Genomic DNA, 26,834 nt, shown 5'->3' on the forward strand with positions numbered 1-26,834 from the left:
GTCGCCCCGCCCTCAGTCGCCCCGCCCTCAGTCGCCCCGCCCTCAGTCGCCCCGCCCTCAGTCGCCCCGCCCTCGACCACCCCGCTCTCGACCACCCACCCCGGCCCGGCCCCGTCCTATCCCGGCCAGTCCTATGACGCCCCGTCCCACGCCGCCCCGCCCCCTGCCGGCCCGTCTCACGCCGCCCCGCCCCCTGCTGGTCCGTCTCACGCCGGCCCGTCTCACGCCGGTCCACCCCACGCCCGCCCGTCCTACGCCGGACAGCCCGGGGTCGCGCAGTCCTACGTAGCTCCGTCCCCCGCCGGCCCGACCTACTCCACCCAGGCCGAACCCGCCCAGCCCGGCCCCACTCACTCCGGCCCCCAGGCCGGCTTGGCTCAGTCCGGCCCCCAGTTCGGGCTGGCTCAGTCCGGCCTCACCCAGACCTACGCCGCCGAGTCCCACCTCGGGCCTCCGCAGTCCTACGTAGCTCCGCCCCCGGCCGGACATCAGGCCGGCCAACAGTCCTACGGCGCACAGTCCCCTGGAACGCAGTCCTACCCCGGCCCGCCGCAGGCGGCCCATTCCCTGGCCGGCAGCACTCAGCCCCAGGTCCCGCAGTCCCACCCGGCCCCCTCCGGTCAGGTCAGCCCGGCCCGCCCGCCGGCCGGTCAGTACCCCTCGGACATCGACTCGCTGCTCGCCGGTCCGCAGACCTACCACCAGCAGAACCGTCCGTTGGACGCTCCCCACTTCCCGCCCTCGGCCCGCCCGGCGCCGACCGCGTTGAACACCCCACCCATGGCCCCGCCGCCGGTGAACCAGCCGCCGGTAGCGGCCCGCCCGATCTCGCCACCGGCGTTCACGACTCGTCCGACCAGCCCGCCCCCGCCCGGCCCGCCCCCGGCCGGCCCGACCCTGTCCAGCCCGACCCCGGCCAACCCGGCGATGACCAGCCCGGCCCTGGCCGGTGTGCCCTTGACCAGCCCGCCCCTGACCGGCCCGGCGCCGGCTATCCCGGGCCTCTCCAGCGGCTCGGGTCTGGCCGCGACACTCGGCCGGCCGGCGCCGGAACCGCAGTACTCGGTGACACCGCCCGGCTCCCCGCAACAGCCGATGGCCGGCCCGCACTCGGGCGCCCCGGCCGGCCGGCCGAACGGCCTGGGCGACCCCGCGCAGCAGCCCACCGCTGCGCAGTCGCCGAGTGGCCTGAGCCCACAGTCCGCGATTCTTGACTCGCAGTCCGGCGGCTTCGACTCGCAGTCCGGCGGCCTCGGGTCGCAGTCGCCGAACGGCCTCGGTTCGCAGGGGGAGGGCCACGGGCCGCAGTCGCCGAGCGGCCTCGGCTCGCAGTCCGGGGGCCTCGGGTCGCACACGCCCAGTGGCCTCGGCCAGCAGGCCGGTGGCGTCGGTCAGCAGGCCGGCGGTCTCGGTCAGCAGGCCGGCGGTGTCGGGTCGACGCCGGCGGCCGATCAGATGCCCGGCGAGTTCGAGGTGTCGGACGAGAACCGCTTCGGTGGCAGTGGTGCGGGCGAGCCCAGCGGTCTGGGTAGCGGCGTCCGCCTCGACGGGCCGCCGCTGGAACAGTCACTTTCGGGTCAGTCGAATCGTCCGGTCGGCCAGGAACAGCCGCCGAACCAGGCGCCGCAGGCCGAGGCCAAGACCACTCGCCGCAACCGGCCACCGCTGGAGCCGCCGCAGATGGGGCAGTTGAACCGGCCGATGGGTGGCGACAGGGGCGCCGACCAGCCGCAGAGTGGCCTCCCGCCGCGCAACGGCGGACCGAACTGAGGCCGGAGCCGGCCGGCCGCCGCAACGCGGCAGGGACCGACCCTCTTCAATTGAGAAAGGGGTCTCCCGGCCCAGCGGCGGGAGCAGGGGCACTGCGGCGGGAGCAGGGGCACGGCGGCCAAAGGGGCACCGCGGCGAAAGCCAAGCAAGGGGCTGGAGCTAAGCGGCTGTGCTCAAGCGGGTCCAGACCACCTTGCCGTCGCTGACCGGGAGGACTCCCCAGGCGTCGGTCAGATCTCGGACCAGCCAGAGGCCGCGACCGCCGGGTGAGGTGACGGCCGGGTTGGCGGGCTCGGGCATGCGGCGGCTTCCGTCTCGTACGCTCATCCGCAGTTCGCCGTTGTGCAGGCCGAAGGTGAACTCCATGGTGGTGTGGGCGTGCCGGACCACGTTCGCGACCAGTTCGGTGGCGATCAGGGCGGCGGTGCCGGCCAGGTCGGAGCGTTGCCAGGCGTCGCAGGTCTGGGTGACGAGCTGGCGGACCTGGCGGCAGGCGTCGGGGACCGGGCGCAGCCGCAGGCGCAGGCGGGGTGGCACGGGTTCGGCGGCTGCTTCGGCGAGCGCGGCCTCGCAGGTCGGGGCATAGTCGAGGCCGTCACAGGCGGGGGTGGCCTGGATCGCGGCCTCGGTCTCGGGGGTGGCGCCGCAGAGCACGATCGGCACGTCCGGCCAGTCGGCGGTCTGGTCCACCACGGCGCTCAGGGCGGCGAGTCCGAGCGGGTCGCCGATGCGCAGGTCGGTGACGTCGAGCAGGAGGCGATCGGGGTCGGTGGCCAGGCTGCCCAGCACGGCCAGGTGGAGGGCGTCACCCGTCAGCGGGTCGAGGGTGCCGCTGAGTCGCAGCACCGCAACCGGCCGGTCCTGAACCGGGCGGCAGACGAGTTGACTGGGCAATTCGTATCCTTCCCGCCGCTGGACCGGCGGATTGAACAGCGGACACCACTCAGGTGTCGGTCTCAGGTGCCCGGCGCGGCCCTCGGGCAAACGTCGGCCCTGCCGGTCCGCTACCCGCGGGGCCGCTTTACCAGGAGTAGACGAAACGTCAACCGCCGGTGTCGTGACCCCGCTCTCAGGGAAATCGAGTACCGTAGCGCGCCATGGGTGTGTCGCAGCGGCTGAAGAGCCGGTTCCGCAAGTTTCTGCAGCGTCCGGGCACGACGGTCGACCTGGCGCCGTTCCGCAAGCGGCTCGGTGCGATCGAAGCTCGTGAGGATGCTCTCCGCGAGCTCGACGACGAGGCGCTGACCGTGGCCGCCGCGGAGGCGAGCGATTACACCGAGCTCTGCGCGGTTGGCCGCGAGGCTGCCTGGCGAGCTCTCGAGCAGCGACCTTACGACGTCCAGCTGCTCGGTGCGATGGCGCTGCTCTCCGGCAAGGTCGCCGAGATGGCCACCGGCGAGGGCAAGACGCTGACCGCCGCCATCGCGGCGTACGGGCATGTCCGGCTCGGCAACGGCCCGGTGCACGTGCTCACCGTCAACGACTATCTGGCCCGCCGCGACGCCGAGTGGATGGAGCCGGTCTACAAGCTCCTCGGCCTCACCGTCGCCTGGGTCACCGAGGCGTCCACGCCCGCGGAGCGCCGCGAGGCCTACCTCGCCGACATCACCTACGTGTCGGTCTCCGAGGCCGGCTTCGACTATCTGCGCGATCAGCTGGTCACCGACATCGCCGACCGGGTGCAGCGCGACCTGGCCACCGCGATCGTCGACGAGGCCGACTCGATCCTGATCGACGAGGCCCGGGTGCCGATGGTGCTCGCCGGCTCGACCGCGGACGAGAGCGACCCCGTGCACGAGTCCGCCGAACTGGTGCGCGACCTGCGCAACGGCAAGGACTACGAGGTCGCCGAGGACGGCCGCAGCGTGGCCTTCACCGAGACCGGCCTCAAGCGCATCGAGGAGAAGCTCGGCGGCATCGATCTCTACGCCGACGACCAGGTCGAGCAGCTGTCGGCGGTCAACGTGGCCCTGCACGCTCGCGCCCTGCTGCGCCGCGACGTCGACTACATCGTCCGCAACGGCGGCGTCGAACTGATCGACGAGATGCGTGGCCGGGTCGCCCAGCGCCGCCGCTGGCCCGACGGCCTGCAGGCGGCCGTGGAGGCCAAGGAGGGCCTGAGCGCGACCGCCGAGGGCGAGGTCCTCGACACGATCACGGTGCAGGCGTTCATCGCGCTCTACCGGACGGTGTGCGGCATGACCGCGACCGCGGTGCACGTCGGTGAGCAGCTCCGGGAGTACTTCAAGCTCGAGGTCGCGGTGATCCCGTCGAACACCGAGAACATCCGCGAGGACGACGACGACCGCATCTACTCGGCCCATGACACCCGCGACGAGGCGCTCGTCGAGGAGATCAAGATCGCCCACGAGAAGGGCCGGCCGGTGCTCGTCGGCACCCTCGACGTGAAGGCGTCCGAGTTGCTGGCCAAACAGCTGGCCGCGGCGGGTGTCCCGGCCAACGTGCTGAACGCGAAGAACGACGCCGAGGAGGCGTCCATCATCGCCGAGGCGGGCGCGCTCGGCGCGGTCACCGTCTCCACCCAGATGGCCGGCCGGGGTGTCGACATCCGGCTCGGCGGCTCCGACGAGAAGGACCGGGAGAAGGTCGTCGAGCTCGGCGGCCTCTATGTGATCGGCGCCGGCCGGCACGACAGCCGCCGGGTCGACGACCAGCTGCGTGGCCGCGCCGGTCGGCAGGGCGACCCGGGTCGCTCGGTGTTCTTCGTCAGCCTGGAGGACGAGCTGGTCACCCGGCACGCCGGCGACGCGCTGCCGCGTTCGCCGCGGATGGACATCGACGGCGTGGTGCACGACGACCAGGTGGAATACGCGGTCGAGCACGCCCAGCGGGTGGCCGAGGGCGTCAACCACGAGATCCACCGCAACACCTGGCGCTACAGCGTCGTGATCGAGCAGCAGCGGGTGGCTCTGGCCGAGCGCCGGGAGCGCCTGCTCACCTCCGAGGTCGCCGCGATCATGCTGCTCGAGCGGTCGCCGGAGAAGGCCAAGGAGATCGACGAGGACGTCCTCTCCGATGCCGGACGGGCCATCGCGCTCTACCACCTCGACCGGCTGTGGGCCGAGCATCTGGCCGAGCTGAACGAGGTCCGGGAGGGCGTGCACCTGCGTGCCCTGGGCAAGCTCGACCCGCTCGACGAGTTCCACCGGGCGGCGGTGCCGGCCTTCCAGAAGGTGTTCACCGAGATCGAGTCCCGCACTATCGAGACGTTCGAGGAAACCGATCTGTCGGACGGCTGGCAGCCGGATCGGGCCGAGATCGTGCGCCCCAGTGCCACCTGGACCTACCTGGTGCACGACAACCCGTTCGGTTCGGAACTCGACCGCCTGATCGCGGCGGTGGGTCGTCGGTTGTCTGCCGGAAACTGATACCGCGCCATTCCAGATCCCCCGTTCCGCGAATCTTGCGGTACGGGGGATCTGTTTTTACATTCGCGGATGTTGATTCGCGCACGGGTGGATGTGGTGACAGTCTTAGGTGTTCCTCGTCACGGGATGCTTGTCGAACGGCGCAACTACTAAGTTAGGTAATGTTTAAACCGCCTGACAGACCACGGTTCCTAGAATGCATTTCTGTCGCCTAGCATGATGTGGAACGATTTTCCCACATCGTGGTTGCCGTCTTGACCGCTCATCTCCTGGCGCGGAATTATTCACCGCGTATTTACGGAGCGTGATCGGTTATGTACGGTTACCGACCATGCAATTTCAGGGGGCTTTTCTCAATGCCGGCAAGCGCGCTGTCGCCTCGTGTCAACCGCCATGTCACAGGTCCCGGACGCGGCTCCGGACCACGCCGGCCCGCCGACCCCGCCTTGACCGTGACGGTGGCCATCCCGCTCACCACCGACGCGTTCACCCCGCAGGCGCACCGCCTCATCGAGGCCGTGCGCGAGCTCGTCGAGATCAGCCAGGGCACCATCACCGTCGAGCCGGCCGCGCCGGTGTTCGCCGATCCGGGGCCGAACGGTCCCGAGGTGCGCATGCTCACCGCGTCCCGGCAGGTGCTGCTCGACGGTGAGGCGCTGCCGCTGACCCGCCTCGAGTTCGACCTGCTGCTGTTCCTGGCCGAGCGGCCCCGCCGGGTCTTCACCCGGGGTCAGCTGCTCGCCGGCGTCTGGGGTTACGAGCACACCGGGGAGCGCACGGTCGACGTGCACGTGCGGCGGCTGCGGCTCAAGCTCGGCGGCGGCCTGCCGGTGATCACCACCGTCTACGGCGTCGGCTACCGCCTGTCCGACGAGGCCCGCGTCGTGGTCCAGCCCCACGAGTAGCGTTGCCGGACGTGCGCGTGCGTCCGTTGACTGTCGAGGCTCTCGTCGAGGAACTCGCGTCCCACATGCTGAGCCGGGAAGCTGGCAGTTTCCTGCGAGTCGCGATCGACGGACCGGCGGCGGGGGATCCGGGCGGGCTCGCCGACGCCCTGGTCGCCCCGCTGCGGCTCGGCGGCCGGCCGGCCGTCCGCATCGACACCGCTGACTTCCTCCGGCCCGCGTCGTTGCGCCTGGAGCGAGGCCGCACCAACCCCGACTCGTTCTATGCCGGCTGGTTCGACGAGTCCGCCCTGATCCGCGAGGTCCTCGGGCCGGCCGGTCCCGGCGGCACCGGGAAGATCCTCACCAGGTTCTGGAACGCCGAGATCGACCGGGCCGCTCGTGAGCCGTATCACCAACTCCCGCCCGGGGCCGTCGTCCTGGTCAGCGGACCCCTGTTGCTGGGCAGCGGGCTCGACTTCGACCTGGCCGTGCACCTGGAGCTGTCCCGGGCCGCGCTGCGCCGCCGCACCCCGCCCGACCAGGCCTGGACCCTGCCCGCCCTGGACCGGTACGCCGAGGAGGTCAACCCGGCCCTCTTCGCCGACGTGGTCGTGCGCCTCGACGACCCGAAGCGGCCGGCACTGGTCGTCTCACGTGAGTGAGCAGAGTTGGTGTCGCGAGTTTGTGGCGGAGCTGACCACTGACAGTTATGCTCCGGTTACTTTTTCGGCGGAGACCCCGTTTGGGATCTTCGGCGACGGGTACCGGGAGGCCCCACGGTGCGATGGGGGCGCCCGCCGGGGGATTCCGTCGGCAGGGGCAGAGGAAGGGCAGGGGGAGCGGCATGCTCGTCAATGGAGCGGTGATCACGGGTAAGGGCGCCACCAAGGGCCGGTCGGCCGAGGAGGTCGAGCAGATCCGGACGATCCTCCGGGGCCGGTTCGACAGCCTCAACGCCGAGTACGAACTGGCGGTCGCGGAGAACCAGAAGCTCCGGCTGGTCGAGATCGGCGACGCCGCCGGTGACGACCAGGCCGACAGCGGGTCCAAGACGGCCGAGCGCGACGCGGCGACGTCGCTGCTGCGCACCCTTCTGGACCGGCGCACGCAGGCGGAACACGCCATGCAGCGCCTTGACGACGGCACCTACGGCAACTGCGAGGGTTGCTCCAACGCGATCCCGTGGGAGCGGCTGGAGGTTTTCCCCTCGGCCACCACCTGCGTGCACTGCAAGCAGAACCGCGAGCGCCGGGCCAGCTGAGTTCATCCGACGTCGGAGGTCCGCCGCGGTTGCGGCGGGCCCGCCGTCTCTCAGTGGTAGGGCAGACGTGGGCGTGATCGAGGTCGGCACGGCCTCCTGGACCGACCGGACGCTACTGGCGTCGGGCTGGTACCCCGCGGATGCGGACACCCCGGCGAAACGGCTCGCCTTCTATGCCGAACAGTTCCGGGTGGTGGAGGTCGACTCGACCTACTACGGTCCGCCGGCCGAGCGGACCACGAGGTTGTGGGCGCAGCGCACGCCCGCCGACTTCACCTTCAACATCAAGGCTTTCAGCCTGCTGACCGGCCACCCGACAAAGGTCTCGGCGATCTACCAGGACCTGCGGCCGGAGACCGACAAGAAGAACGTCTACCCCGACGATCTCCCGCCGCAGGCGTACGAGGAGGTCTGGAGCCGGTTCCTCGCGGCGCTGGACCCGCTCGTCGAGGCGGGCAAGCTCGGCGCGGTGCTCTTCCAGTTCCCGCCGTGGTTCGGCATCCGCAAGTCCAACCGGGAATACCTGCTCGAGGTGGCGGCGCGGTGCAAGCCGCTGCGGGCCGCAGGGCCACAAGTCGTCGGTTCCGCCGATCGTCGAGGCCACCGCCGACCTGGCGGTGGTGCGCTTCCACGGCCACAGCCCGAAGTGGACGAGCAAAGACATCTACGAGAAATCCGGTTACGACTACGCTCCGGCCGAGCTGGCGGAGTGGGCCCCGAAGCTCGCCGCGTTGTTCGGCCAGGCCGACAGGACGCAGGTTTTCATGAACAACTGCTACTCGGATTACGCCCAGCGCAACGCCGCTACGCTCGTCGAGCTTCTCGCAGAGCGATGAACGCGTCGGCGTCGACGATCGCCGCACCGCCGGGGTCGTTGTTGAAGAAGACGTACGCCTCGGTCAGCGGCGCCAACCGGTCGAGCCAGCCGGCCAGGGCGGTCCGGCCGTAACGCGGCCACGGCTTGGCCCGCCCCTCGTGCATGCGCAGGTAACCGAAGTCCGCGGTGGTCCACAGCGGACCGAGCGGGCGGCTGTTGCGGTCGGCCCAGCACAGCGCCGCCCCGTACCTCTCGAGGATCTTGCGGGTTTCGCCGGTGAACCAGGACTCGTGCCGAGGCTCGACGACCAGCCGTACGGTTCGGGGAAATTGCTTGAGGGTCTGCTCGAGCGCCTCCGGCTCGGCCCGCAGGGTCGGTGGGAGCTGGAGCAGCACCGGGCCCAGCTTGTCCTCGAGCGCCTCGGCGCGGGACAGGAAGCGGGCGACCGGCTCGGCCGGCTCCCGGAGCCGCTTGATGTGGGTGAGGTAGCGGCTGATCTTCACGCCCACCTCGAAGCCGTCCGGGGTGCGCTGCCGCCACTGCTCGAACGTGCTCCGCTCGGGCAGCCGGTAGAACGCGTTGTTCACCTCGACCGTGGAGTAGTGCTTCGCGTAATGCTCCAGCCAGAGCTTCTGCGGCACCCCGGCGTAGAAGCGGTCCTTCCAGTCGCGGTACTGCCACCCGGACGTCCCCACCTTCAGCACAATGGCGCGCATACCCGCGATTAGACGTGATCAACCAGGGGTAACCCGAAGTCTCCACCGCAACGACAAGCGCTAGGAGATACCGATGTCACTCAGCGACGACGACATCACCACCGGCACCGAGACCGGCGGCGAAGGCCCCGCGGACGGCGGCGCCAACCCGAACGGCCACGACGGCGGCGCGGACGGCTCGGCGGGCGAGGGCCCGGCCGACGGCGGCGCGAACCCGGGCGGCCACGACGGCGGCGCGGACGGTTCCGCGGGCGAGGGCCCGGCCGACGGCGGCGCCAACCCGGGCGGCCACGACGGTGGCGCCGACGGCTCGGCGGTATGACTCTTGGGGAGCCGGGCGGTGCTGGTCACCGCCCGGCGCTCGCCCGCCTCACCGGCGTCGAGCCGGCCAAGTTCGCCGCCGCGCACTGGGGCAGGGCCCCGCTGCTGACGCGATCCGCGGACCCGGCCGGCTTCACCGATCTGCTCTCCCCGGCCGCTGTCGACGAGCTCCTCAGCCGCCGCGGCCTGCGCACCCCCTTCCTCCGCGTCGCCCAGCAGGGCAAGGTCCTGCCGGCGGCGAGGTTCACCGGTTCCGGCGGAGCCGGCGCCGAGATCAGCGACCAGGTCGTCGACGAGGACGTGATGCGCCTCTACGCCGGTGGCGCGACACTGGTCCTGCAGGGTCTGCACCGCATCTGGCCGGCCCTGATTGACTACACTCGGGTGCTCGGCGCCGAGCTGCGCCGCCCGTTGCAGGTGAACGCCTACCTGACGCCGCCGGCCAGCCAGGGCTTCAGCACCCACTACGACACCCACGACGTGTTCGTGCTCCAGGTCGACGGCACCAAACGCTGGCGCATCCACGAACCGGTCCTCGCCGACCCCATCGAGAACCAGCCGTGGGGCGGCCGGGCCGACGAGGTGGCCGCGACCGCCGAGGGCGAACCCGCGCTGGACGTGGTGCTCGAACCCGGGGACGCGCTCTACCTGCCGCGCGGCTGGCTGCACTCGGCCCAGGCGCAGGGGACCCGCGCACTGCACCTCACCATCGGCGTACGGGCGCTGACCCGCTACGCCCTCGTCGAGGAGCTGCTGGCCATGGCCGCGCAGGACGCCCGGCTGCGGGCCACCCTGCCGTTCGGGGTGGACGTGTCCGACCCCGACGCGATCGAGCCGGAGCTGACCGAGACCGTCGAGGCACTGCGCGACTGGCTCGCCGGCACGTCGCCGGCCGCCGTCGCCGACCGGCTGACCGCTCGGGACTGGCCGTCGGCCCGCCCCGAGCCGGTGGCCCCGCTCGCCCAGCTCGACTTCGCCGCCGCGCTGAGCCCGCAGGACACCGTCAAGACCCGCGGCGGCCTGCGCTGGCGGCTGATCGAGGACGGTACGGACCACGTCGTGCTCCGCCTGACTGGCCGCACGCTGCGTTTCCCGGCGTACTGCGCGGCCGCCCTGCGCCAAGCCCTCGGCGGCGAGCCGGCCCGGGTCGGCGACCTGCTCCTGGACACCGACGAGGACCGCCTGGTGCTGGCCCGCCGGTTGCTCCGGGAAGCCCTCGTGGTGCCGGCCTGAGCGGTCCGGTCCGGACGCGTCTCAACTACCGAGCCCGGCGGCGGCCACGATCAACCCGGCCGTCGCCAGGCCGGTGACCAGCACGGTCACCACCGTAGAGAGGTCCAGGCCGACGCCGCGCCGGTCGGCCACCTTCTTGGCGCCGACCACGGCGAGAACCGGGCAGGCCAGCAGGACCACGAGCGCGACCACCGGCAGCGCGTCGCGCCACGTGCCGGCCGGCACCCCGGGCACGTGCGCGTTGTTGCGCAGCACCCGGAACAGCACCGCCCCGACGATCCCGCCGACCAGGCCGAAGATCGCGAACATCGCCTTCACCCCGACGGTCAGCGGCCGTGCCGGAGCGGTGTATTTGACCTTGGTCGCGACCTCCTCCAGGTAGTCGATCGCGTCCTTCTCACCACGCTGTCGCGGGATGACGGCCGGTGGCTTGGTGCGGCCGTACCGTTCGGCGACCGGGCCGACCTTGTGCACGTACTCCGCCCACAGTCCGGCCGCCCGGGCATCCACCGACTCGAGCGTGCGCTGCGCCTCGGCGGCGTCGAGCCGGGCCGCCTTCAGCGCCTCGTCGGCCTTGCGCACCGCCTCGTCGGCGGCCTGCACCCGGCCGTCGTGCCAGCGCACCGCCTCGGCGCGCATGACCGCCGCCTCCTCCTCCAAAGTGGTCAGCCGGCGCAGCACGCTGCGGTAGTCGGCGGTGTCGAAATCGGCGGGCTGTACGTCGCTCATAGTTGTCCGTAAGGGATGATCACTTCGGCACCCCGATGCACCGAGCGGTCGAAGTGCAGCGCTCGCCAGGCCCGCGGGTACCACACGGGCGCACCGGCGCCCGGATAGTAGGGGGCCAGCTCGCTGCCGTGCACGTCCAGGGCCACCCAGGCGCCGATCGGGTCGGTGCGGGAGGCGTGCCCGCCGAGCGCGTCGCGCAGCAGCCCGGCGCCGCGCCACCAGCCCAGCACGTGGATGCGCCGCTCCGGGCCCTGCCGCAGGATGGTGCGCAGCTGGTCGGCCGCGCCCTTGCCGCCGGGCAGCGCGTCGGCCGCGTAGATCAGCAGGAAGTGCGGCCGGTCGGCGGGCCACGACGCCGACGCCTCACTGGCCGCGTCCTCGAGGAGCCAGTCCGCGTTCTCCGCCGAGAACAGCCCGCAGTCCGGCAGCTCGGCGCGCAACGCCTCGGCGGCCGGCCGGGCGTCCTGGTCGAGGCAGAGGATCGAGAAGCGGGCACCCTCCGGCGGGAACTGCCGGGCCAGCGACACCCCGGCGGTCGCCAGGATGGCGCACGCCTCCTCGGTGCGGGTGCCGAGGACGGCCAGGTTGCGGCCGGGGGCGCGGCGCAGCACCGTACGCGCCGACCGCGCAGTCACGTCGATCGTCTCGCCGAGCAGCACCATCGGCGCGGACGCCGCGTCGCCGGGGACGAGACGCTCGAAATCGGGGCTGTCGGACAGGCTGGGGATCACGTCACCGTCGAACAGGCGCGGGCCGTGGTCGTCGGGGCGCATCCGCCACAGCTGGTGCTGCAGGGCGTTCCACCGGTCGCGGTCACCGGCCGACGGCACCCGCACGACCCGGTTGGCCTCGACGGCGCCCGAGTCGGCGTTGACGACCGCGTGGTAGCGGGGCAGCGAATCGGCGGCCCCGTTGGTCTCGGCCAGGATGCGCCGGGCCCGCGGCAGGGCGATCCGCAGCGAGAACTGGGCGACCAGCGCCGGGCGCCCCCACAGGGCCTCGATCCCCGAGACGTCCTGCGACGCCAGGATCAGGTGGATGCCCTGCGAACGGCCCCGGCGGGCGAGGTCCTCGAGCAGGTCGACGGCCTCGGTCGCGACCGCGTCACGGCCGCTGAGCAGCACCTGGAACTCGTCGACCACGGCCACCACCCGCGGCCACGACCCCTGCGGATCCTCGGCGCGCAGCTCGGCCAGGTTGGTCACCTCGTGCCGCTTCGCCGCGTCCGCCCGGCGCCGCAGCTCGGCACCGAGGAATCGCAGCAACGCCAAACCGAACTCACGGTCCGTGTTGACGTTGACGCCGACCAGTTTCACGTGCGGCAGCCAGCTGGGGTCCCGCCGGCCCGGCGCGAACCTCGCGAACGACACCCCCTCCTTGAAGTCGAGCAGGTAGAAGGCCAGCTCGGCGGGGGAGTAGCGAGCGGCGAGCGCGCCCATCCAGGCATAGATCAGGTTGGTCTTGCCGGTGCCTGACGGCCCGGCGATCAAGGCATGCGGCGGGTAGTCGCTGAGCGTCACCTTCACCGGCGTGCCCTGCGGCCCGTCACCCAGCGGAGCCGACAACCCGGCGGCCGAGCTTTCCGTCCACAACTCCTGCGGCAGCAGGCTGTCCAACGCGACCGGCGCGGGCCCCGCGGCCACCGCTTCGGCGATCCGGCGGCAGGCCGCCGCGACGACCGCCTGCGGCGGACCCCCATCCAGCCGTACGGGCAACGCCCCCGCACTGCTGATGTGGCCGTGGTCGCCCCGCTGAGCGGTGATGAACTCGATGCCCGGCGCCGGTTCGACACGCATGCCCTGGACCAGCAGATGCACCCCGGCCGCCGCCCCGGTGCGCAGCAGCCGCTGCAACTGGGTCTGCTCGGCCCGGCTCAGCTCACCCGCGCCGAGCAGCACCGCCACCCGCCACGGCTCCGGCCGCCGGTGCGTCGCCGCCGCCAGCTCCCGCACCGACGTGTACTCCCCGGCCAGCACCGTCTCGTTGATCCGGCGCACGTGGTCGACCAGGTCGTCGAGCAGCGCCGGCAGCTCACCCGGGCCGGCGAACTTCAGCACCCCGGCCGGGGCCAGCGTGGCGAACCGCGCCAGGCCACCACCCAGGTGCTCCGGGTCGTACCCGATCAGGTGGAGCGAGCCCGGCGGCGCCGTGCCCAGCGCCCGCAGCAGCAACCCCGCGACCACCTCGTCGCCGAAGGCCTGATCGCCGCGCACCACCACATGTCCGTGGTCGAGCAGCGGCACCAGGGCCGGTACCTCCTCGGGATGAGGCAGCAGCAGCCGCCCGACCCGCAGCTCGGTGGCCGTTTCCTGGGGCGAGAGCTCCCAGACGGCCCACGAGTCGCCGGCGGCACCGGGCGCGGCCCGATCGGCGGCCCGCGCGGTCGCCTCGGCGTACGCGGCAAGGTCGGCTTTGCTCTGCTCGTCGATCTCCAGGAGGCGTTGATCGCGCGCCTCGGCCACGTTCTGCCGGCGCTCGACGGCGGCCTGCACCACCCGTTCCCGGCGGGCGACCGCCGCCTCGTAGGCGGCCCGCGCCGAGGCGAGCGCGTCCTCGGCCACGCCGAGGGCGTGCGAGAGTCCGGCCCGGATGTCCATGACGTGCTGCGTGTTCGACTCAGACATGGGCAATCAGCGTTCTCATCGGGCGTCGGCGGCCTCGGGGCGGCGCAACGGTTCGGGGGCGTTCGGGTCGAGCGTGTTGGCATCGCGGCCTAGCCGGGCGAGGAGCACCCCGGTGAGCACGCCCGCGGTGACGGCGTTGTCGGCCGGATGTCCGGACTGGCCCTGCTGGGCGACCGGCACCCGGCAGATGCGGGCGATCAAAGTGTCGAGTACGGCCGGGGGAGTGCCGGGAAGCAGTGACCGCACCCGCCCCGCACTGGCCGTCCGGAGCCGCTCGACGTCACCCGGCCCCGGCTCGTGCCCGAGCAGGTCCCCGGCCAGCCGATGCAAAACCGGCGCGCTCGCCGCGGACAGGGCCAGCCCGGTCGCGGCGTTCGCCGAGTGCAACTCCCGCCCGAGGCGGGCCTTGTCGCCGGAACGCACGCCGTTGGCCACCCGGCGCAACAGCTCGGCGGTGTCGGCCTGCTGCTCCTTGCTCTCCTCGGCGGGGGCGTCCTCCCCGGTCAGCTTCTTGACCCGCTCGTGCCACCAGGGTCCCAGTTTCTCCCCCTCCGGCTTCTCCTCGTCGGGCTTCTCCTGCTTGACCTCGGGCCGCTCCAGTCCGGCCTTCCAATCGGAGTCCGGCGGGGCGGACGCGTCGGCCGTCATGCCGATGCTCGCCAGATAGGTCGCGATGGCGTCCTGCGCGATCCGCAGCGCCGCCGCCGCCTTCTCGGCGTGCTCGGTGGCGTTGCCGAGCTGCGGCACCCCGACCGGATCGACGGAGGTCTCGCGAACCCACATCAGGATCTCGGTGGCACTGCGCAGCTTCTCCAGCGCCGCCGACACGAGCCCCGTCGGCAGTTCGTCGGAGGTGGCGCGAAGCTGGGCGCCGAGCTCTTGGATCAGTGACATCGCGTCAGAGCATCGCCGTGTAGTTCTGCGCCTGCTCCACCGCCATGGCAGTGGCACCCAGACACTCCTCGAGCGACTGGTCGGCCTGGGACAAACTCGAATGCGCGGACCCCACGGCGTCGCTCCCGCTGCCGTCGAGCGCCGCCGCCAGGCTCTGCTGGGCCTCGCCGATCTTCTCCCGGGCCGCCTGAATCGCCGCCTGCCCCTCGCTCACTTGCTGGAGCGCGGCATCCACGGCCGCTTTGACCTCGGCGACACTGGCCACCCGTGCAGCCTCCAACTGTGCGGAACCCGACTCTGCCCCTCAGCCTACTGCCCCCTTCCTGCCCCGCTGTCCGCGCACGCCCGTTTTCTGTCCAGAGGGAGAGCGCTTGCCCACAGCCTCGGCCCTGTACCGCGACCCACCTCGCACCCTGTCCTAGATCTGACCCGCCGCAAACAGGAATGAACCCTGCCCGCGGACTCCAATCTACGCAAATACCCCACCCACGCCACCTAGTCATCCTGACGACGGACCCCCGCCCCTCGCTCCGTCCCGTCCGTCTGCCCCATTCGCCCGCCCTGTCCGCCGACCGGCTCGGTGACAACTGGGGTGGAGTAGCCGACCTCGGCGGTGTCGTCGGGTCTGAGTGTCCGCCCGCTGCCACGACGAGCCATTCAAGACGGACAATTCGCCCACCGAACACGCCGGGAGCATGGCGGGCTGGCCAATTCGCCCACTGGACACGCCGGGGGCATGGCGGCCGGACAAATCGCGCGCTGGACAGGCCGGGTGTGCGGGGTGTGGCGAAGCTGTCGGCGGCTACGGCGACACTCGAGAACGCGGGTCGTCGGTGGCCGGCGGGCGGGCTGCGGTTGCTGTCATGGCGCCGATCGCCAGCAGGCCGGCGACGGGGGCCAGGGCGAAACCGGTGCGGATGCCGGCGGCGGTGAGGGGGCCGGCCAGGGCGGCTCCGGTGGCGCTGCCGACGGTGAAGGCGGTGAAGATCCAGGCGAAGGCCTCCACGGCGGTGCCGGGTGGGGCCAGCCGGTCGGCGGCCAGGAAGGCGGCGGTGAGCAGCGGGGGCAGGCCGAAGCCGCTGATCAGCTGCAGGGCGAACATCGGGCCCGGGGAAGGCGCCAGCAGCAGGGGAAGGTAGAGCGCGGTGAAGCATGCCGCCAGCACCGGCAGGCGGCGGAGGGTGCCGGGGCTGGCCCGGGTGTAGAGCAGGCCGCTGATCAGGGCGCCGACCGCCTGGAACGCCAGCAACCAGCCGGTCAGGCCGCGGTTGCCGGTCGCTTCGGCGTAACCGGTCAGGACGACCGGGATGCTTCCGACGGCGGCGCCGACGCAGGCTATGCCGAGCACCATCGTGACCAGGCGGCGGGAGCGGAGCGGGCCGGCCCAGTGGCGGTGGACGGTGGCGTCGCCGCGCCAGTGGCGCACGGCGGGGGCGGCCACGAACGCCGCCACCCCGGCGAGCTGCAGGACGGCGGCGGTGATCAGTCCGGTGGCCGGGCCGCCGAGCCCGACGGCGGCCAGGGTCACCAGCGGACCGACCACGAAGATCACTTCTTGAAGGGCGATGTCGAGCGCGTACGCGGCGGTCACGTCCGCCGGTGGCACCAGGTTCGGCCAGAGTGCTCGCAGGCAGGCTTCGAGTGGTGGGGTTCCCAGGCCGGCCAGTAAGGCGCCGGCCAGCAGCATCGCCGGGCGGCCGTCGTTCAGGGCGGCGACGACGTAGCCGGCCGCCGACAGCAGCGCCGATCCGTACAGGACGGGTGGCTGGCGCCGGCGGTCCACGGCTCGGGCCAGCAGCGGGGCGGTCACCGCCATGCCGGCGGTGAAGACCGCGACGACGGCGGCGGCGACGGCGAGGCTCACCGATTGCCTGGCGGAGAGCAGCAGGGCCAGTGGGGCGGCGGCGGTGGGCAGCCGGCCGACCTGGCTGGCGATCAGGACGAGCGGGACCTGCGGGGCGCGCAGAACTTTCGAGGCAGCGGGCATGGCATCGCTCCCGGGCGATGAGGGGACGAACGGGGGACACGCTGAACCGTCAGCGGTCAGGGAGCGAAGTCGGCGCGATCGTGGTCGTTGCCGTAAAGCGGGAGATCAGGCGTGACCCATCGGGCGAGCGCCAGCATTGCCGCCGCCGAGGCGTGACCGCACCAGGGCGGCTGGTGGCAGACGATGCCGGGCGGCGGGGTCACCGGCACAGACTAGCGTCCGCTCCACCGGAGTTCCGCCCGCGGCCGGGCGGGCAGCGGGGCAGGGCGGGCAGCGGGGCAGGGCGGGCAGCGGGGCAGGGCGGCTCAGCGCCGGGGGACGCCGGAGGGGCCGCGCACCTCGGCGCCCAGGGCCGAGGCGCGCTCGCGGAGTTCCCGGTCGGCGGTGACGACCACGATTCGGCGGTCGCGGGGCTCATCCCGTACCAAATCGATGATCTTGTCGTCGCCCGAGTGCGGCGCCCTGGCCAGGGTGACGCCGTTGTCGGCGGGCGGAATTTCGCGGGCCTTGCCCTCGACCACGAGGGTGACCTCGACGGGGCCCGGAATGTCCGGAAGGCCGCCGGAAATGACCGATGCCAGGGCATCACGCAGGCGGATGGCGGCCGCGGCGCGGTCCCGCCACCATCCGTCGGGGACGGATCCGACGACGTTGGCCCCGTCGACGATCACCAGAGGTACGGTCATGAAGTTGAGCCTACCTGTGTCAAGTCTTGGGAATTAACCCGACGGCTCCGGCGCTGAGTCGGGGGCAACGGACGTACCGAGAAAGAAGAAGACTCATGAGCATCGGACCGATCGGACCGGGCGGACCCGGCAACTGGGACGACCTGTTCGCACGCTTCTTCGGGGCGGCCGAGCCGCGCCGGCAGCAGCGCATAGACATCACGAAGTACATGAGCGGTGACGCCCGTCAGGTGCTCTCCGCCGCCGCCCGCCGGGCCGCCGAGCTCGCCGACGCGGAGCGTCATATCGCTGATCTCGACACCGACCACCTGCTGTGGGGTGCTCTGCAGCAGGACGCGATGAAGCAGACCGTGCGCCGGGCCGGAGCCGACCCCGAGTCGTTGCTCGCGGCGCTGGGGCGCCCGGCCGGTGTCCGGGAGAATCCGCCGGAGCAGGTGCAGCTGACCCCGCAGGCGAAGCGGGCCCTGCTCGACAGTCTGCAGATCTCGCGGGCGCTCGGCTCGTCGTACATCGGGCCGGAGCACGTCCTGATGGCGCTCGGCCTCAACCCCGATTCGGCGGCCGGTCGGCTGCTGCAGGGCAAGCTCGACCCGCAGGCGCTGCAGGGCGGGGAGCCCCAGCCGGCGGCTCGCACCGCACCGGTGAGCAGCGGCAAGACCCCGACGCTCGAACAGTACGGGGTGGACCTCACCGAGCTCGCCCGCCGCGGCGAGATCGACCCGGTGATCGGCCGGGCCGACGAGATCGAGCAGGCCGTGGAGATCCTGTCCCGGCGCACCAAGAACAACCCGGTGCTGATCGGCGAGGCCGGCGTCGGCAAGACCGCCGTCGTCGAGGGCCTGGCCCAGCGCATCGTGGACGGTGACGTACCGCTGACCCTGGAGGGCAAGCGCGTCATGCAGCTCGACCTGGCCGGCCTCGTCGCGGGCACCCGTTACCGGGGTGACTTCGAGGAGCGGCTGCGCAAGGTCATCGACGAGATCCAGAACGAGGGCGACGGCCTGATCGTGTTCCTCGACGAGATCCACACCCTGGTGGGTGCGGGCGGTGGCGGCGACGGGGGCGGGATGGACGCCTCCAACATGCTCAAGCCCGCGCTCGCCCGGGGTCAGCTGCGGGTGGTCGGTGCGACCACGCTCGACGAATACCGCAAGTACATCGAGAAGGACGCGGCTCTCGCCCGCCGGTTCCAGCCGGTGCTGATCGGTGAGCCGAGCGTCGAGGACACGGTGGCGATCCTGCGCGGGTTGCGGGACAACTACGAGGCGCACCACCAGGTGCGGATCACCGACGGGGCGCTGGACGCCGCGGCGGAGCTGTCCGACCGCTACATCACCGACCGGTTCCTGCCGGACAAGGCGATCGACCTGATCGACCAGGCCGGTGCCCGGGTGCGCCTGCGGGTCAAAACCCCGTCGGCGGACACGCGGGAGGACGAGCGGCGCCTCGAGCAGCTTTCCCGCGACCGGGACCAGGCGGTGGCGGCGGAGAACTACGAGAAGGCGTCGTCGCTGCGGGACGAGATCAACTCCATAAAGGAGAAGCTGGCCTCGGCGTCGGCTGACAAGACGGGCATTCCGCAGGTCACCGAGGCGGACATCGCCGAGGTCGTGTCCCGCGCCACCGGCATCCCGGTGTCGCAGCTGACCGAGGAGGAGAAGGAGCGCCTGCTTCGCCTCGAGGGGCACCTGCACGACCGGGTGGTCGGCCAGGACGACGCCGTCGAGGCGGTCGCCGAGGCGGTGCGGCGCTCGCGGGCCGGACTGGGCGACCCGGACCGGCCGGTGGGCAGCTTCCTGTTCCTCGGCCCGACCGGAGTCGGCAAGACCGAGCTGGCGCGGTCCCTGGCGGGTGCCCTGTTCGGGGACTCCGACCGGATGGTCCGGCTCGACATGAGCGAGTTCCAGGAGCGGCACACCGTGTCGCGGCTGGTCGGGGCGCCGCCCGGATACGTCGGCTACGACGAGGCCGGTCAGCTCACCGAGGCGGTCCGCCGCCGGCCGTACAGTGTGGTGCTGCTCGACGAGATCGAGAAGGCGCACCCGGACGTGTTCAACATCCTGCTTCAGGTGCTGGACGACGGGCGGCTGACCGACAGCCAGGGCCGGACGGTGTCGTTCAAGAACACCGTGCTGATCATGACGAGCAACATCGGCTCGGATCTGATCTCCGGCACCAAGCGGAGTGTCGGCTTCGGCGCCGGCACCGACGATTCCCTCAACGACCGGCTGGACCGTCGGCTCAAGGAGCAGTTGCGGCCCGAGTTCATCAACCGGATCGACGAGATCATCGTCTTCCGGCAGCTGGAGACGGAGCAGCTGCACCAGATCACCGAGCTGATGCTGGCCGAGACGCGGCGCCGCCTGCACGCGCAGGACATCGGCCTGGAGATCTCCGCCGACGCCGTCGACTGGCTCGCGGCGAAGGGTTTCCAGCCGGAGTTCGGCGCCCGGCCGCTACGCCGCACCATCCAGCGTGAGCTCGACAACCGGCTGTCGAAGCTGCTGCTCGGCTCGGACCTGACGGCCGGTCAGACGGTCAAGGTGGACGTGGTCGACGGCGAGCTCAGCTTCACGCACTGACCGCCGACGCGGTCTCCACGGAGCCGCCTCCCAGGTGGGGATATTCCTTGGTCCACTCGACATAGAGCGGATTGCGGGAAACGACCTCCTGGTAGGCGGCTTCGGCCATCTCGATCAGCTTGGCCGAGCCGTGGGCGGCCTGTGACTCCGGGTGCCAGCCGAGCACCTGCCGCCAGCGCAGCGGCGCCCCGCGCAGCGGCCGTGAGGTCAGGCCGGCGGGCGGGCGGAACGTCGGCTGGCACAGGCCGAGGGCGAGACCGGACTCGACCATGTCGACGCAGCCGCGCACGTCGGTCTCGAGCACCCGGCGCGGGGTGAAGCCGGACCGGGCGCAGGCCGCCGCGAAGCAATCGGCGAAACATCCGTCGCCGGTGCTGCCGACCCACTGCTCGTGCGCCAGCTCGGCCAGGTCCACATCGACCTGCTTGGTGGCCGGGTGGTCGTCGGGCATGAGCACGCACACCGCGTCGACCGCGACGGTCTGCCAGACGAGGCCGTAATCGGCCGCCGGCATCGCGTCGCCGCACACGCCCACCTGCGCGTAGTCGAGCTTGCCGGACTGGAGCATGGTGGCGAGCTCCTCCACGTAGTACGACGCGTGGGTGCTGATCTGGGCATCCGGCTGGGAGGTGGAGAGCCGGTAGACCATGCCGCCGAGGATCGGGCCGCCCAGCGCCCCGATGCGGTAGCGGCTCATCGTCTCGGTGCCGGCGGCACCGGCCATCCGGGCCGCCTCGTCCTGCAGGCCCTTCATGGCCGGCAACAGGACGCGAGCGCGGGACAGCACGAGCTCACCGAGAGCCGTGGGCCGGGCTCCCCGGCGGTCCCGCTCGAAGAGTGGACCACCAAGAGTGCGCTCGATGCGCTGAAGTTGCGCGGTCAAGGCCGGCTGGGCGAGCCCGAGCTGGGACGCCGCCTTGGTCACGCTGCCGGTTTCCGCGATGGCACAGACCACCTTGAGATGCCGCAGCTCCAGGTTCATAGCGTGACGTTATTTCGTTAAATGCATCGAAGGCTAGACCTGGAGCCTGCCGAAAGATCGAGCACATGTGACAAAACGGTTACGGAACCAGGAGGTAACTTCACAAATCCTTCCGGTACGTCGTTCGCCCGGTCATCACATCGCGCACCTTGTCGGCCACCGCCACGGCCGGATCGAGGATCTTGTTCCAGGGCGGCGACGACGGCGTACCGGGGTGCGGACGCGTCGGTGCGGCCTCCTCGGCCAACTCGACGCGGTTGCCGACCCGGATCAGATCCTCGATCGGCACCATCTGCGCGAGCACCGGGAGCAACTCCTCCTCGTCGGCGGCGACGTGGCGGCGCAACGCCTCGACGACCTCCGCGGCGGCGCCTTCGTCGCCCTTGTCGAGCCGCTTGAGCAGAACCAGCAGCGCGTGATCCTCGGCAAGCTCGCGGGCCGCCAGATCCTCCCCGCCCGGCACGGCCTTCTTGATCGCCGGGTAGAGGTACTGCTCCTCGGCCGAGAGATGGCGGGAGAGCTCGGCGATCATCACGCTCCTCAGTTTCGGCGAGGCCGGCTCGGCGGCGAACCGCTCGCCGAGCTCGATCAGGTCGCGGTGCTGTTCGTTCAGCACGTCGATCACGTTGCGGCCGGTGGTCTCGCCGCCGACGGGCGGAAGCGGGGGAAGATTCAGAGCGGACACGGGCTCGCCGGTACCCGAACCGGCGCTGTGACAAACCCGTCCCGGCCCCGGCCGCCACCCTTGGATGCGGTGCGCAATCTTCTGCTAAGAAGGGCGGATGGAGACCACCGCCGCTTCGGAGGTCGTCGGCATCTGCCGCGACCTGCTGCGCATCGACACCACCAACACCGGCGACCCCGACACCACCGTCGGTGAACGCGTCGCCGCCGAATACGTGGCGGCGAAGCTCGACGAGGTCGGCATCGGCTACGAGTTGCACGAGTCCGCGCCGAAGCGGGCCAACCTGGTCGCCCGCATCCCCGGCGCGGACCGCGAGCGGGGCGCCCTGCTCGTGCACGGCCACCTCGACGTCGTGCCGGCCGACGCGGCCGAATGGACGGTCCCGCCGTTCGCCGGCGAGGAGAAGGACGGCTTCCTCTGGGGCCGGGGCGCGATCGACATGAAGGACTTCGACGCGATGATGCTGACGGTCTTCCGGGACTGGCAGCGCACCGGCTACGTGCCGCCCCGCGACATCGTGATCGCGTACACGGCCGACGAGGAGGCCGGCATGCAGTACGGCTCGCAGTTCCTCGTCGAGAAGCACCGCGACCTGTTCGAGGGGTGCACCGAGGCGATCGGCGAGGTCGGCGGCTATTCCTACACGGTGAACGAGAACATGCGCCTCTACCTGGTGCAGACCGCCGAGAAGGGTCTCGACTGGCTGAAGCTGCACGCCACCGGCCGGCCCGGGCACGGCTCGTTCATCCACGACGACAACGCGGTCACCGCGCTCGCCGAGGCCGTCGCCGCCGTCGGCCGGCACCGTTTCCCGATCGTGGTCACCCCGACGGTGCGCCGATTCCTCGAGGAGGTCTCCGACGCGCTCGGCATCGAGCTCGACCCGAACGACCCCGAGCTGGCGATCTCCAAGTTGGGCCCGATCGCCAACCTGATCGGCGCCACCATCCGGAACACCGCCAACCCCACCCGGCTCGAAGCCGGTTACAAGGACAACGTGATCCCGGGACGGGCGTCCGCCACCATCGACTGCCGCACCCTGCCGGGGCATGCCGACTCGTTCCTGGCCGAGTTGCGCGAGATCATCGGGCCGGATGTCGAGATCGAGCACAAGCACCGGCAGCCGGCGGTCGAGACCGAGTTCGGCGGCGCGCTGGTCGACGCGATGGGCGCGGCGCTTCGCGCCGAGGACCCGGGTGCGCGTACGGTGCCGTACCTGATGTCCGGTGGCACCGACGCGAAGGCGTTCGCCACACTGGGGATCGACTGTTTCGGGTTCGCGCCGTTGCGCCTGCCTCCGGACCTGAACTTCAGCGCGCTGTTCCATGGCATCGACGAGCGGGTTCCGGTGGAGGGACTAGAGTTCGGCGTGCGTGTGCTGGACCACTTGCTCCGAAACAGTTGATTTCTCCGTTTTTCCGGGAAGGACCCGATAATGACCGACCAGAACGCGGAACTCGACGCCGCCCTCGAAGCGGTCGTGGAGGCCGCGAAGGCGCATCTCACGGCGGTCAAGGCGGCGGCCGGCCGCATCGACGACGACGACGTCTGGCAGGCGTACGTCAACCTCAACAACGCCTCGTTCGCCTACGACGAGAAGTTGCTCGAGGCGTTCGGCGAGGTGACGCCGTGGGACGTCGAGTCGATCGACCCGGATGAGGCCGACCAGCGCTTCGGCCTGGGCGTCGACGGTTACGACGCGGCCGAGTCGACGGACCCCTACCCGCAGGTGATCTCGGTGCGGCAGCGGCGCGACTACCGCGTGCCCAGCGTCGCGGCCCTGCTGCGGGTGGCCGACGCGGCCCGGCGCAACTCGGTGCCGGAGGACGAGGACGCCGGCGCGGTCGAGTCGGTCGGCGAGGCGGTGCTGGAGCTGCTGCAGGCGGGCGACGGTTCGCTGTCGTCGCTCGACGTGCCGGAGCTGGAGCCGCTCGACGGCCTGCTGACGGTGAGCGAGATCGCCGAGCCGCTCGACCTCGAGGCCTACGCGGACTCCGACGGCGACGGCCCGTTCGCCCCCCGGGAGGGTGACCTGCTGGTCGGCCGCCTCGACGAGCACCCGTTCCTGCCCGATGAGGAAGAGGACCACGCCGGGCACAACCACTGACGGTTCAGTAGGACAGTCCCGGCTGGGGGTTGGTCTGGATGCGCCGCCGCAGCACCACCTTCCGGGAACCGTCCCGGAAGAGCTGCACCCGGGCCAGCTCCCAGCCGGAGAACTCGGCCTGAATGGCCAGCTGCGCCGCGGCGGTCAGCCGATCGACATTCGAGGGCAACCGCAGCGGCGCGTATTCGTAGTCCATGGAACCTAATATGCGCCGCTGATCGTTCCGTTGCTAGCCCGCCGGGCTGGGGTAACCCACACCCTCACGCTCCGGATATCCGAGGTCGACGGCGGACACGTCGTCGAGTGCCCGCGCGATCTCGGCCGGCAGGACCAGCTCCTCGCTGAGCAGCGCGCCCTGCAACTGCCCGGCGGTGCGGGCGCCCAGGATCGGGGCCGCGATGCCGGGCCGGTCGCGCACCCACGCGATCGCCACCTCCAGCGGAGACACGCCGAGGCCCGCGGCCGCGGTCACCACCGCCTGCACGATGCTGGAGCTGCGCGGCTCCAGGTAGGTCCGGACGAACGCGGCCAGATGCTCGGTGGCGGCGCGCGAGTCGAGCGGCCGGCCGTTGCGGTATTTGCCGGTGAGCACCCCCCGGCCCAGCGGCGACCAGGCCAGGACGCCGAAGCCGAGAGCCGCCGAGGCGGGCAGCAGCTCCCGTTCGATGCCGCGCTCGAGCAGCGAGTATTCCATCTGGGCGGCGACGATCGGGGCCCGTCCCGGATAGGCGGACTGCCAGGTGGCGGCGCGCACCGACTGCCAGGCGGCGAAGTTGGAGATGCCGATGTAGCGCACCCGGCCGGAGGACACGGCGTGGTCGAGGGCCGCCAGGGTCTCCTCCAGCGGCGTCTGCGTGTCGTAGCCGTGGATCTGCCACAGGTCGACGTAATCCGTGCCGAGCCGGCGTAACGACGCGTCCAGGGAACGCAGCAGGTTGCCCCGTGAGCCGTCCCGGCGCCGGTAACCGTACGGGGTGAGACCGGCTTTGGTGGCGATCGTCACGTCGTCGCGCGGCACCAGATGGTCGAGCAGTGAGCCGATCACCGACTCGGCGTCGCCGTCGCCATAGACGTCGGCCGTGTCGATCGTCGTGCCGCCGGCCTCGAGGTAGACCTTGAGCTGGGCCGCCGCGTCATCGGGATCGGTGTCCCGTCCCCAGGTCATGGTGCCGAGGGCCAGTCGGGAGACCGCCAGCCCGCTTCGGCCGAGCGGTCGCTGCTGCACGAGTGAACCTTATTCGCAGTGTGTCCTCAGCGAAATGCTCAGGCGCAGGTCAACCGGGTCGGTTACCGGACGGAAACTACTGAGCGTGGGTGGATAGGCTCACCGGAGGATCGGCAAACCGTGGAGGTCACGTGCGGCTCGGAATCAGCCTCGGTTATCAGGCGGCGTGGACCACACCCGCCGATCACCTGGCCATGGCGCAGGAGGCGGATCGGCTCGGCTTCGCGGTGGCCTGGTCCGCCGAGGCCTACGGGTCGGACGCGGTGAGCATGCTCGCCTGGATGGCCGGCCAGACCCGGCAGATCGACCTGGGCGCGGCCGTGATGCAGATCCCGGCGCGCACCCCGGCGATGACCGCGATGACCGCGGCCACCATCGACGCGCTCTCCGGCGGCCGGTTCCGGCTCGGGCTGGGCGTGTCCGGCCCGCAGGTCTCCGAGGGCTGGCACGGCGTCCGGTTCGCGAAGCCGTTGCAACGCACCCGCGAATACGTCGACGTGGTCAAGATGGCGATCGCCCGGGAACCGGTCTCGTATCAGGGCGAATTCCACACGCTGCCGCTGCCCGACGGGCCCGGGAAGGCGCTCAAGCTGGGGTTCCGCCCACCGCGTACGCAAATCCCGATCTATCTCGCCGCCGTCGGCCCGAAGAACCTGGAGCTCGCCGGTGAGATCGCCGACGGCTGGCTGGCGATCTTCTTCGCCCCGGACGCCGCGGGCGAATATCTGCAGCACATCGAGCGGGGCCGGGCCAAGCGCGGCCTCGGGCTGACCGGCTTCGACGTGGCCCCCACCGTGCCCGTCGTGCTCGGCGACAACGCGGCCTGGTGCGCCGACGTGATCCGGCCCTACGCGGCTCTCTACGTGGGCGGCATGGGCAGCCGGGAGCAGAACTTCTACAACCAACTCGCCGTGCGGATGGGTTACGCCGACGCCGCCGCCAAGGTGCAGGAGCTCTACCTGAGCGGCAAGAAGGCGGAGGCGGGCGAGGCGATCCCGCAGGAGTTCATCGAGCGCACCTCGATCGTCGGAAACAAGATCCAGGTCAAGGAACGGTTGAAGCAGTACGCGGCGGCCGGCGTCGGCACGCTTTCGATCAGCCCCTACGTCGGTGATCTGAAGAGCGGCATCGACACGTTGCGGATCGTGGCCGAGGCCTACGAAGAGTCCGGCGTGGCCGAGTAGTGGCCACCGTCCTGCTGCTGCGCCACGGGCGCACGACCGCCAACGCGTCCGGTGAACTGGCCGGCCGGCTGCCCGTCGACCTCGACGAGACCGGCCGGGGTCAGGCCGTCAAGGCCGGTGCCCGGCTGCGTGCCCTGCCCCTCGCCGCGGTGGTGTCCAGCCCGTTGAAGCGTTGCCGCAACACCGTCGAACTCGCCCTGCCCGACGCCGACGTCGTCGAGGAGGACGGACTCATCGAGTGCGGCTACGGCGACTGGGAGGGCAAGCAGCTCAAGGAGCTCGCCAAGGACCCGCTCTGGCCGGTCGTCCAGCAGCACCCGAGCGCGGCGAACTTCCCCAACGGCGAGGGCATGGCGGAGATGTCGGCCCGCGCGGTGCGGGCCGTCCGCGACTGGGACGCGAAGATCACCGCCGAGCACGGCCCCGAAGCACTCTGGTTGGCCTGCTCCCACGGCGATGTGATCAAGGCCATCATCGCCGACGCGCTGGGCCTGCATCTCGACCAGTTCCAGCGCATCGTCGCCGACCCGGCCTCGATAAGCGTCATCCGGTACACCCCGACCAGGCCGTTCGTCGTCCGGGTCAACGAGGGCGGCGACCTGGGCACGCTCGTACCCGCCAAGAGCGCGACCACCGACTCCGATGCCGCGGTCGGTGGGGGAGCCGCAAGCGGCGCTGTGTGACCGGCGTGTTACCCCAGGTGGGCTCGGTTGCGCCCTCGGCGAACCGGGACCCGCGAGGAGGGCGATCCGGAG

At 71.5% G+C, this 26,834-nt stretch carries 24 protein-coding genes and 2 pseudogenes; 13 read left to right on the forward strand and 13 right to left on the reverse strand.

The genetic code is table 11. From position 1 onward, the window contains the following. Nucleotides 1-1,770: pseudogene (locus Afe05nite_RS14935) on the forward strand (hypothetical protein); the annotation flags it as partial. A gap of 159 nt (nucleotides 1,771-1,929) precedes the next feature. On the opposite strand, the gene Afe05nite_RS14940 reads toward Afe05nite_RS14935, so the two are convergent. Then, on the reverse strand, nucleotides 1,930-2,664 hold the full coding sequence (locus Afe05nite_RS14940) for an ATP-binding protein (RefSeq protein WP_203817695.1): 735 nt from the start codon (nucleotides 2,662-2,664) through the stop codon (nucleotides 1,930-1,932). A 203-nt stretch (nucleotides 2,665-2,867) separates the two neighbouring features. On the opposite strand from Afe05nite_RS14940, the gene secA2 reads away from it, so the two are divergent. The 5 genes and pseudogenes from secA2 to Afe05nite_RS14965 all read left to right on the forward strand — a co-directional run bounded on the left by secA2 (nucleotide 2,868) and on the right by Afe05nite_RS14965 (nucleotide 8,143). Beyond that, a complete protein-coding gene (secA2, locus tag Afe05nite_RS14945; RefSeq protein WP_203817696.1) occupies nucleotides 2,868-5,159 on the forward strand; it encodes an accessory Sec system translocase SecA2 in 2,292 nt (763 codons plus the stop codon). Between the two features lie 452 nt (nucleotides 5,160-5,611). After that, nucleotides 5,612-6,064, forward strand: a complete 453-nt coding sequence (locus Afe05nite_RS14950) for a winged helix-turn-helix domain-containing protein (protein ID WP_203817743.1) — start codon at nucleotides 5,612-5,614, stop codon at nucleotides 6,062-6,064. Nucleotides 6,065-6,075: 11 nt separating this feature from the next. Beyond that, the gene (locus Afe05nite_RS14955) at nucleotides 6,076-6,708 is read left to right on the forward strand and encodes a nucleoside/nucleotide kinase family protein (RefSeq protein WP_203817697.1); all 633 of its coding nucleotides are present in this window, start codon (nucleotides 6,076-6,078) and stop codon (nucleotides 6,706-6,708) included. Nucleotides 6,709-6,890: 182 nt separating this feature from the next. After that, nucleotides 6,891-7,307, forward strand: coding sequence for a TraR/DksA family transcriptional regulator (locus Afe05nite_RS14960; RefSeq protein ID WP_203817698.1), 417 nt, complete (start codon nucleotides 6,891-6,893; stop codon nucleotides 7,305-7,307). Between the two features lie 67 nt (nucleotides 7,308-7,374). Then, nucleotides 7,375-8,143, forward strand: a pseudogene (locus tag Afe05nite_RS14965) (DUF72 domain-containing protein). Here Afe05nite_RS14965 and Afe05nite_RS14970 read toward each other — a convergent pair. Next, nucleotides 8,112-8,840, reverse strand: a complete 729-nt coding sequence (locus tag Afe05nite_RS14970; protein ID WP_239117828.1) for a DUF72 domain-containing protein — start codon at nucleotides 8,838-8,840, stop codon at nucleotides 8,112-8,114. The pseudogene Afe05nite_RS14965 and the gene Afe05nite_RS14970 sit on opposite strands and share 32 nt — an antisense overlap. A 73-nt stretch (nucleotides 8,841-8,913) precedes the next feature. Between Afe05nite_RS14970 and Afe05nite_RS14975 the strand changes: the two genes are divergently transcribed. Continuing rightward, the gene (locus Afe05nite_RS14975; protein WP_203817699.1) at nucleotides 8,914-9,162 is read left to right on the forward strand and encodes a hypothetical protein; all 249 of its coding nucleotides are present in this window, start codon (nucleotides 8,914-8,916) and stop codon (nucleotides 9,160-9,162) included. After that, the gene (locus tag Afe05nite_RS14980) at nucleotides 9,159-10,394 is read left to right on the forward strand and encodes a cupin domain-containing protein (protein WP_203817700.1); all 1,236 of its coding nucleotides are present in this window, start codon (nucleotides 9,159-9,161) and stop codon (nucleotides 10,392-10,394) included. Before Afe05nite_RS14975 ends, Afe05nite_RS14980 begins: the two co-directional genes overlap by 4 nt. Before the next feature lie 21 nt (nucleotides 10,395-10,415). Here the strand turns inward: Afe05nite_RS14980 and Afe05nite_RS14985 are convergent, their stop codons facing one another. The 7 genes from Afe05nite_RS14985 to Afe05nite_RS15015 all read right to left on the reverse strand — a co-directional run bounded on the left by Afe05nite_RS14985 (nucleotide 10,416) and on the right by Afe05nite_RS15015 (nucleotide 17,314). After that, a complete protein-coding gene (locus Afe05nite_RS14985) occupies nucleotides 10,416-11,123 on the reverse strand; it encodes a uroporphyrinogen decarboxylase/cobalamine-independent methonine synthase family protein (protein ID WP_203817701.1) in 708 nt (235 codons plus the stop codon). After that, nucleotides 11,120-13,747, reverse strand: a complete 2,628-nt coding sequence (locus Afe05nite_RS14990; RefSeq protein ID WP_203817702.1) for an FtsK/SpoIIIE domain-containing protein — start codon at nucleotides 13,745-13,747, stop codon at nucleotides 11,120-11,122. Before Afe05nite_RS14990 ends, Afe05nite_RS14985 begins: the two co-directional genes overlap by 4 nt. A 15-nt stretch (nucleotides 13,748-13,762) precedes the next feature. Beyond that, the gene (locus Afe05nite_RS14995; protein ID WP_203817703.1) at nucleotides 13,763-14,641 is read right to left on the reverse strand and encodes a hypothetical protein; all 879 of its coding nucleotides are present in this window, start codon (nucleotides 14,639-14,641) and stop codon (nucleotides 13,763-13,765) included. 4 nt (nucleotides 14,642-14,645) lie between these two features. Further along, nucleotides 14,646-14,906 carry a hypothetical protein gene (locus Afe05nite_RS15000; RefSeq protein ID WP_203817704.1) on the reverse strand — a complete coding sequence of 87 codons (261 nt, stop codon included), beginning with the start codon at nucleotides 14,904-14,906 and terminating at the stop codon, nucleotides 14,646-14,648. A gap of 537 nt (nucleotides 14,907-15,443) precedes the next feature. Further along, nucleotides 15,444-16,628: an MFS transporter gene (locus Afe05nite_RS15005; protein WP_203817705.1), complete on the reverse strand. Its 1,185-nt coding sequence runs from the start codon at nucleotides 16,626-16,628 to the stop codon at nucleotides 15,444-15,446. A 56-nt stretch (nucleotides 16,629-16,684) separates the two neighbouring features. Further along, nucleotides 16,685-16,831 (reverse strand): hypothetical protein, encoded by a 147-nt coding sequence (locus tag Afe05nite_RS15010; protein ID WP_203817706.1) that lies wholly within the window; start codon nucleotides 16,829-16,831, stop codon nucleotides 16,685-16,687. Nucleotides 16,832-16,933: 102 nt separating this feature from the next. Then, nucleotides 16,934-17,314, reverse strand: coding sequence for an NYN domain-containing protein (locus Afe05nite_RS15015; RefSeq protein WP_203817707.1), 381 nt, complete (start codon nucleotides 17,312-17,314; stop codon nucleotides 16,934-16,936). A 95-nt stretch (nucleotides 17,315-17,409) separates the two neighbouring features. On the opposite strand from Afe05nite_RS15015, the gene Afe05nite_RS15020 reads away from it, so the two are divergent. Beyond that, complete coding sequence (locus Afe05nite_RS15020) at nucleotides 17,410-19,896, forward strand: ATP-dependent Clp protease ATP-binding subunit (RefSeq protein ID WP_203817708.1); 2,487 nt, start codon at nucleotides 17,410-17,412, stop codon at nucleotides 19,894-19,896. Here Afe05nite_RS15020 and Afe05nite_RS15025 read toward each other — a convergent pair. Together Afe05nite_RS15025 and Afe05nite_RS15030 are read right to left on the reverse strand one after the other, a co-directional pair. Then, nucleotides 19,886-20,878, reverse strand: a complete 993-nt coding sequence (locus tag Afe05nite_RS15025) for a LysR family transcriptional regulator (protein ID WP_203817709.1) — start codon at nucleotides 20,876-20,878, stop codon at nucleotides 19,886-19,888. The two genes, Afe05nite_RS15020 and Afe05nite_RS15025, sit on opposite strands and share 11 nt — an antisense overlap. A gap of 100 nt (nucleotides 20,879-20,978) precedes the next feature. Then, complete coding sequence (locus Afe05nite_RS15030; protein ID WP_307835638.1) at nucleotides 20,979-21,563, reverse strand: hemerythrin domain-containing protein; 585 nt, start codon at nucleotides 21,561-21,563, stop codon at nucleotides 20,979-20,981. Nucleotides 21,564-21,660: 97 nt separating this feature from the next. Here Afe05nite_RS15030 and Afe05nite_RS15035 point away from each other — a divergent pair, with 97 nt between their 5' ends. Further along, a complete protein-coding gene (locus Afe05nite_RS15035) occupies nucleotides 21,661-22,968 on the forward strand; it encodes a M20/M25/M40 family metallo-hydrolase (protein ID WP_203817710.1) in 1,308 nt (435 codons plus the stop codon). Nucleotides 22,969-22,998: 30 nt separating this feature from the next. Further along, complete coding sequence (locus Afe05nite_RS15040; protein WP_203817711.1) at nucleotides 22,999-23,670, forward strand: hypothetical protein; 672 nt, start codon at nucleotides 22,999-23,001, stop codon at nucleotides 23,668-23,670. 4 nt (nucleotides 23,671-23,674) lie between these two features. Here the strand turns inward: Afe05nite_RS15040 and Afe05nite_RS15045 are convergent, their stop codons facing one another. Further along, a complete protein-coding gene (locus Afe05nite_RS15045; RefSeq protein ID WP_203817712.1) occupies nucleotides 23,675-23,866 on the reverse strand; it encodes a DUF5703 family protein in 192 nt (63 codons plus the stop codon). 33 nt (nucleotides 23,867-23,899) lie between these two features. Continuing rightward, nucleotides 23,900-24,895, reverse strand: coding sequence for an aldo/keto reductase (locus Afe05nite_RS15050; protein ID WP_203817713.1), 996 nt, complete (start codon nucleotides 24,893-24,895; stop codon nucleotides 23,900-23,902). A gap of 131 nt (nucleotides 24,896-25,026) precedes the next feature. Between Afe05nite_RS15050 and Afe05nite_RS15055 the strand changes: the two genes are divergently transcribed. Together Afe05nite_RS15055 and Afe05nite_RS15060 are read left to right on the forward strand one after the other, a co-directional pair. Continuing rightward, complete coding sequence (locus tag Afe05nite_RS15055; RefSeq protein WP_203817714.1) at nucleotides 25,027-26,079, forward strand: LLM class F420-dependent oxidoreductase; 1,053 nt, start codon at nucleotides 25,027-25,029, stop codon at nucleotides 26,077-26,079. Continuing rightward, nucleotides 26,079-26,762 carry a histidine phosphatase family protein gene (locus tag Afe05nite_RS15060; protein WP_203817715.1) on the forward strand — a complete coding sequence of 228 codons (684 nt, stop codon included), beginning with the start codon at nucleotides 26,079-26,081 and terminating at the stop codon, nucleotides 26,760-26,762. The genes Afe05nite_RS15055 and Afe05nite_RS15060 overlap by 1 nt, the downstream gene beginning before the upstream one ends. The last annotated feature ends 72 nt before the right edge of the window (nucleotides 26,763-26,834 follow it).

Origin of the sequence: Paractinoplanes ferrugineus (genome assembly GCF_016862195.1) — a bacterium.
Classification (GTDB): domain Bacteria; phylum Actinomycetota; class Actinomycetes; order Mycobacteriales; family Micromonosporaceae; genus Actinoplanes; species Actinoplanes ferrugineus.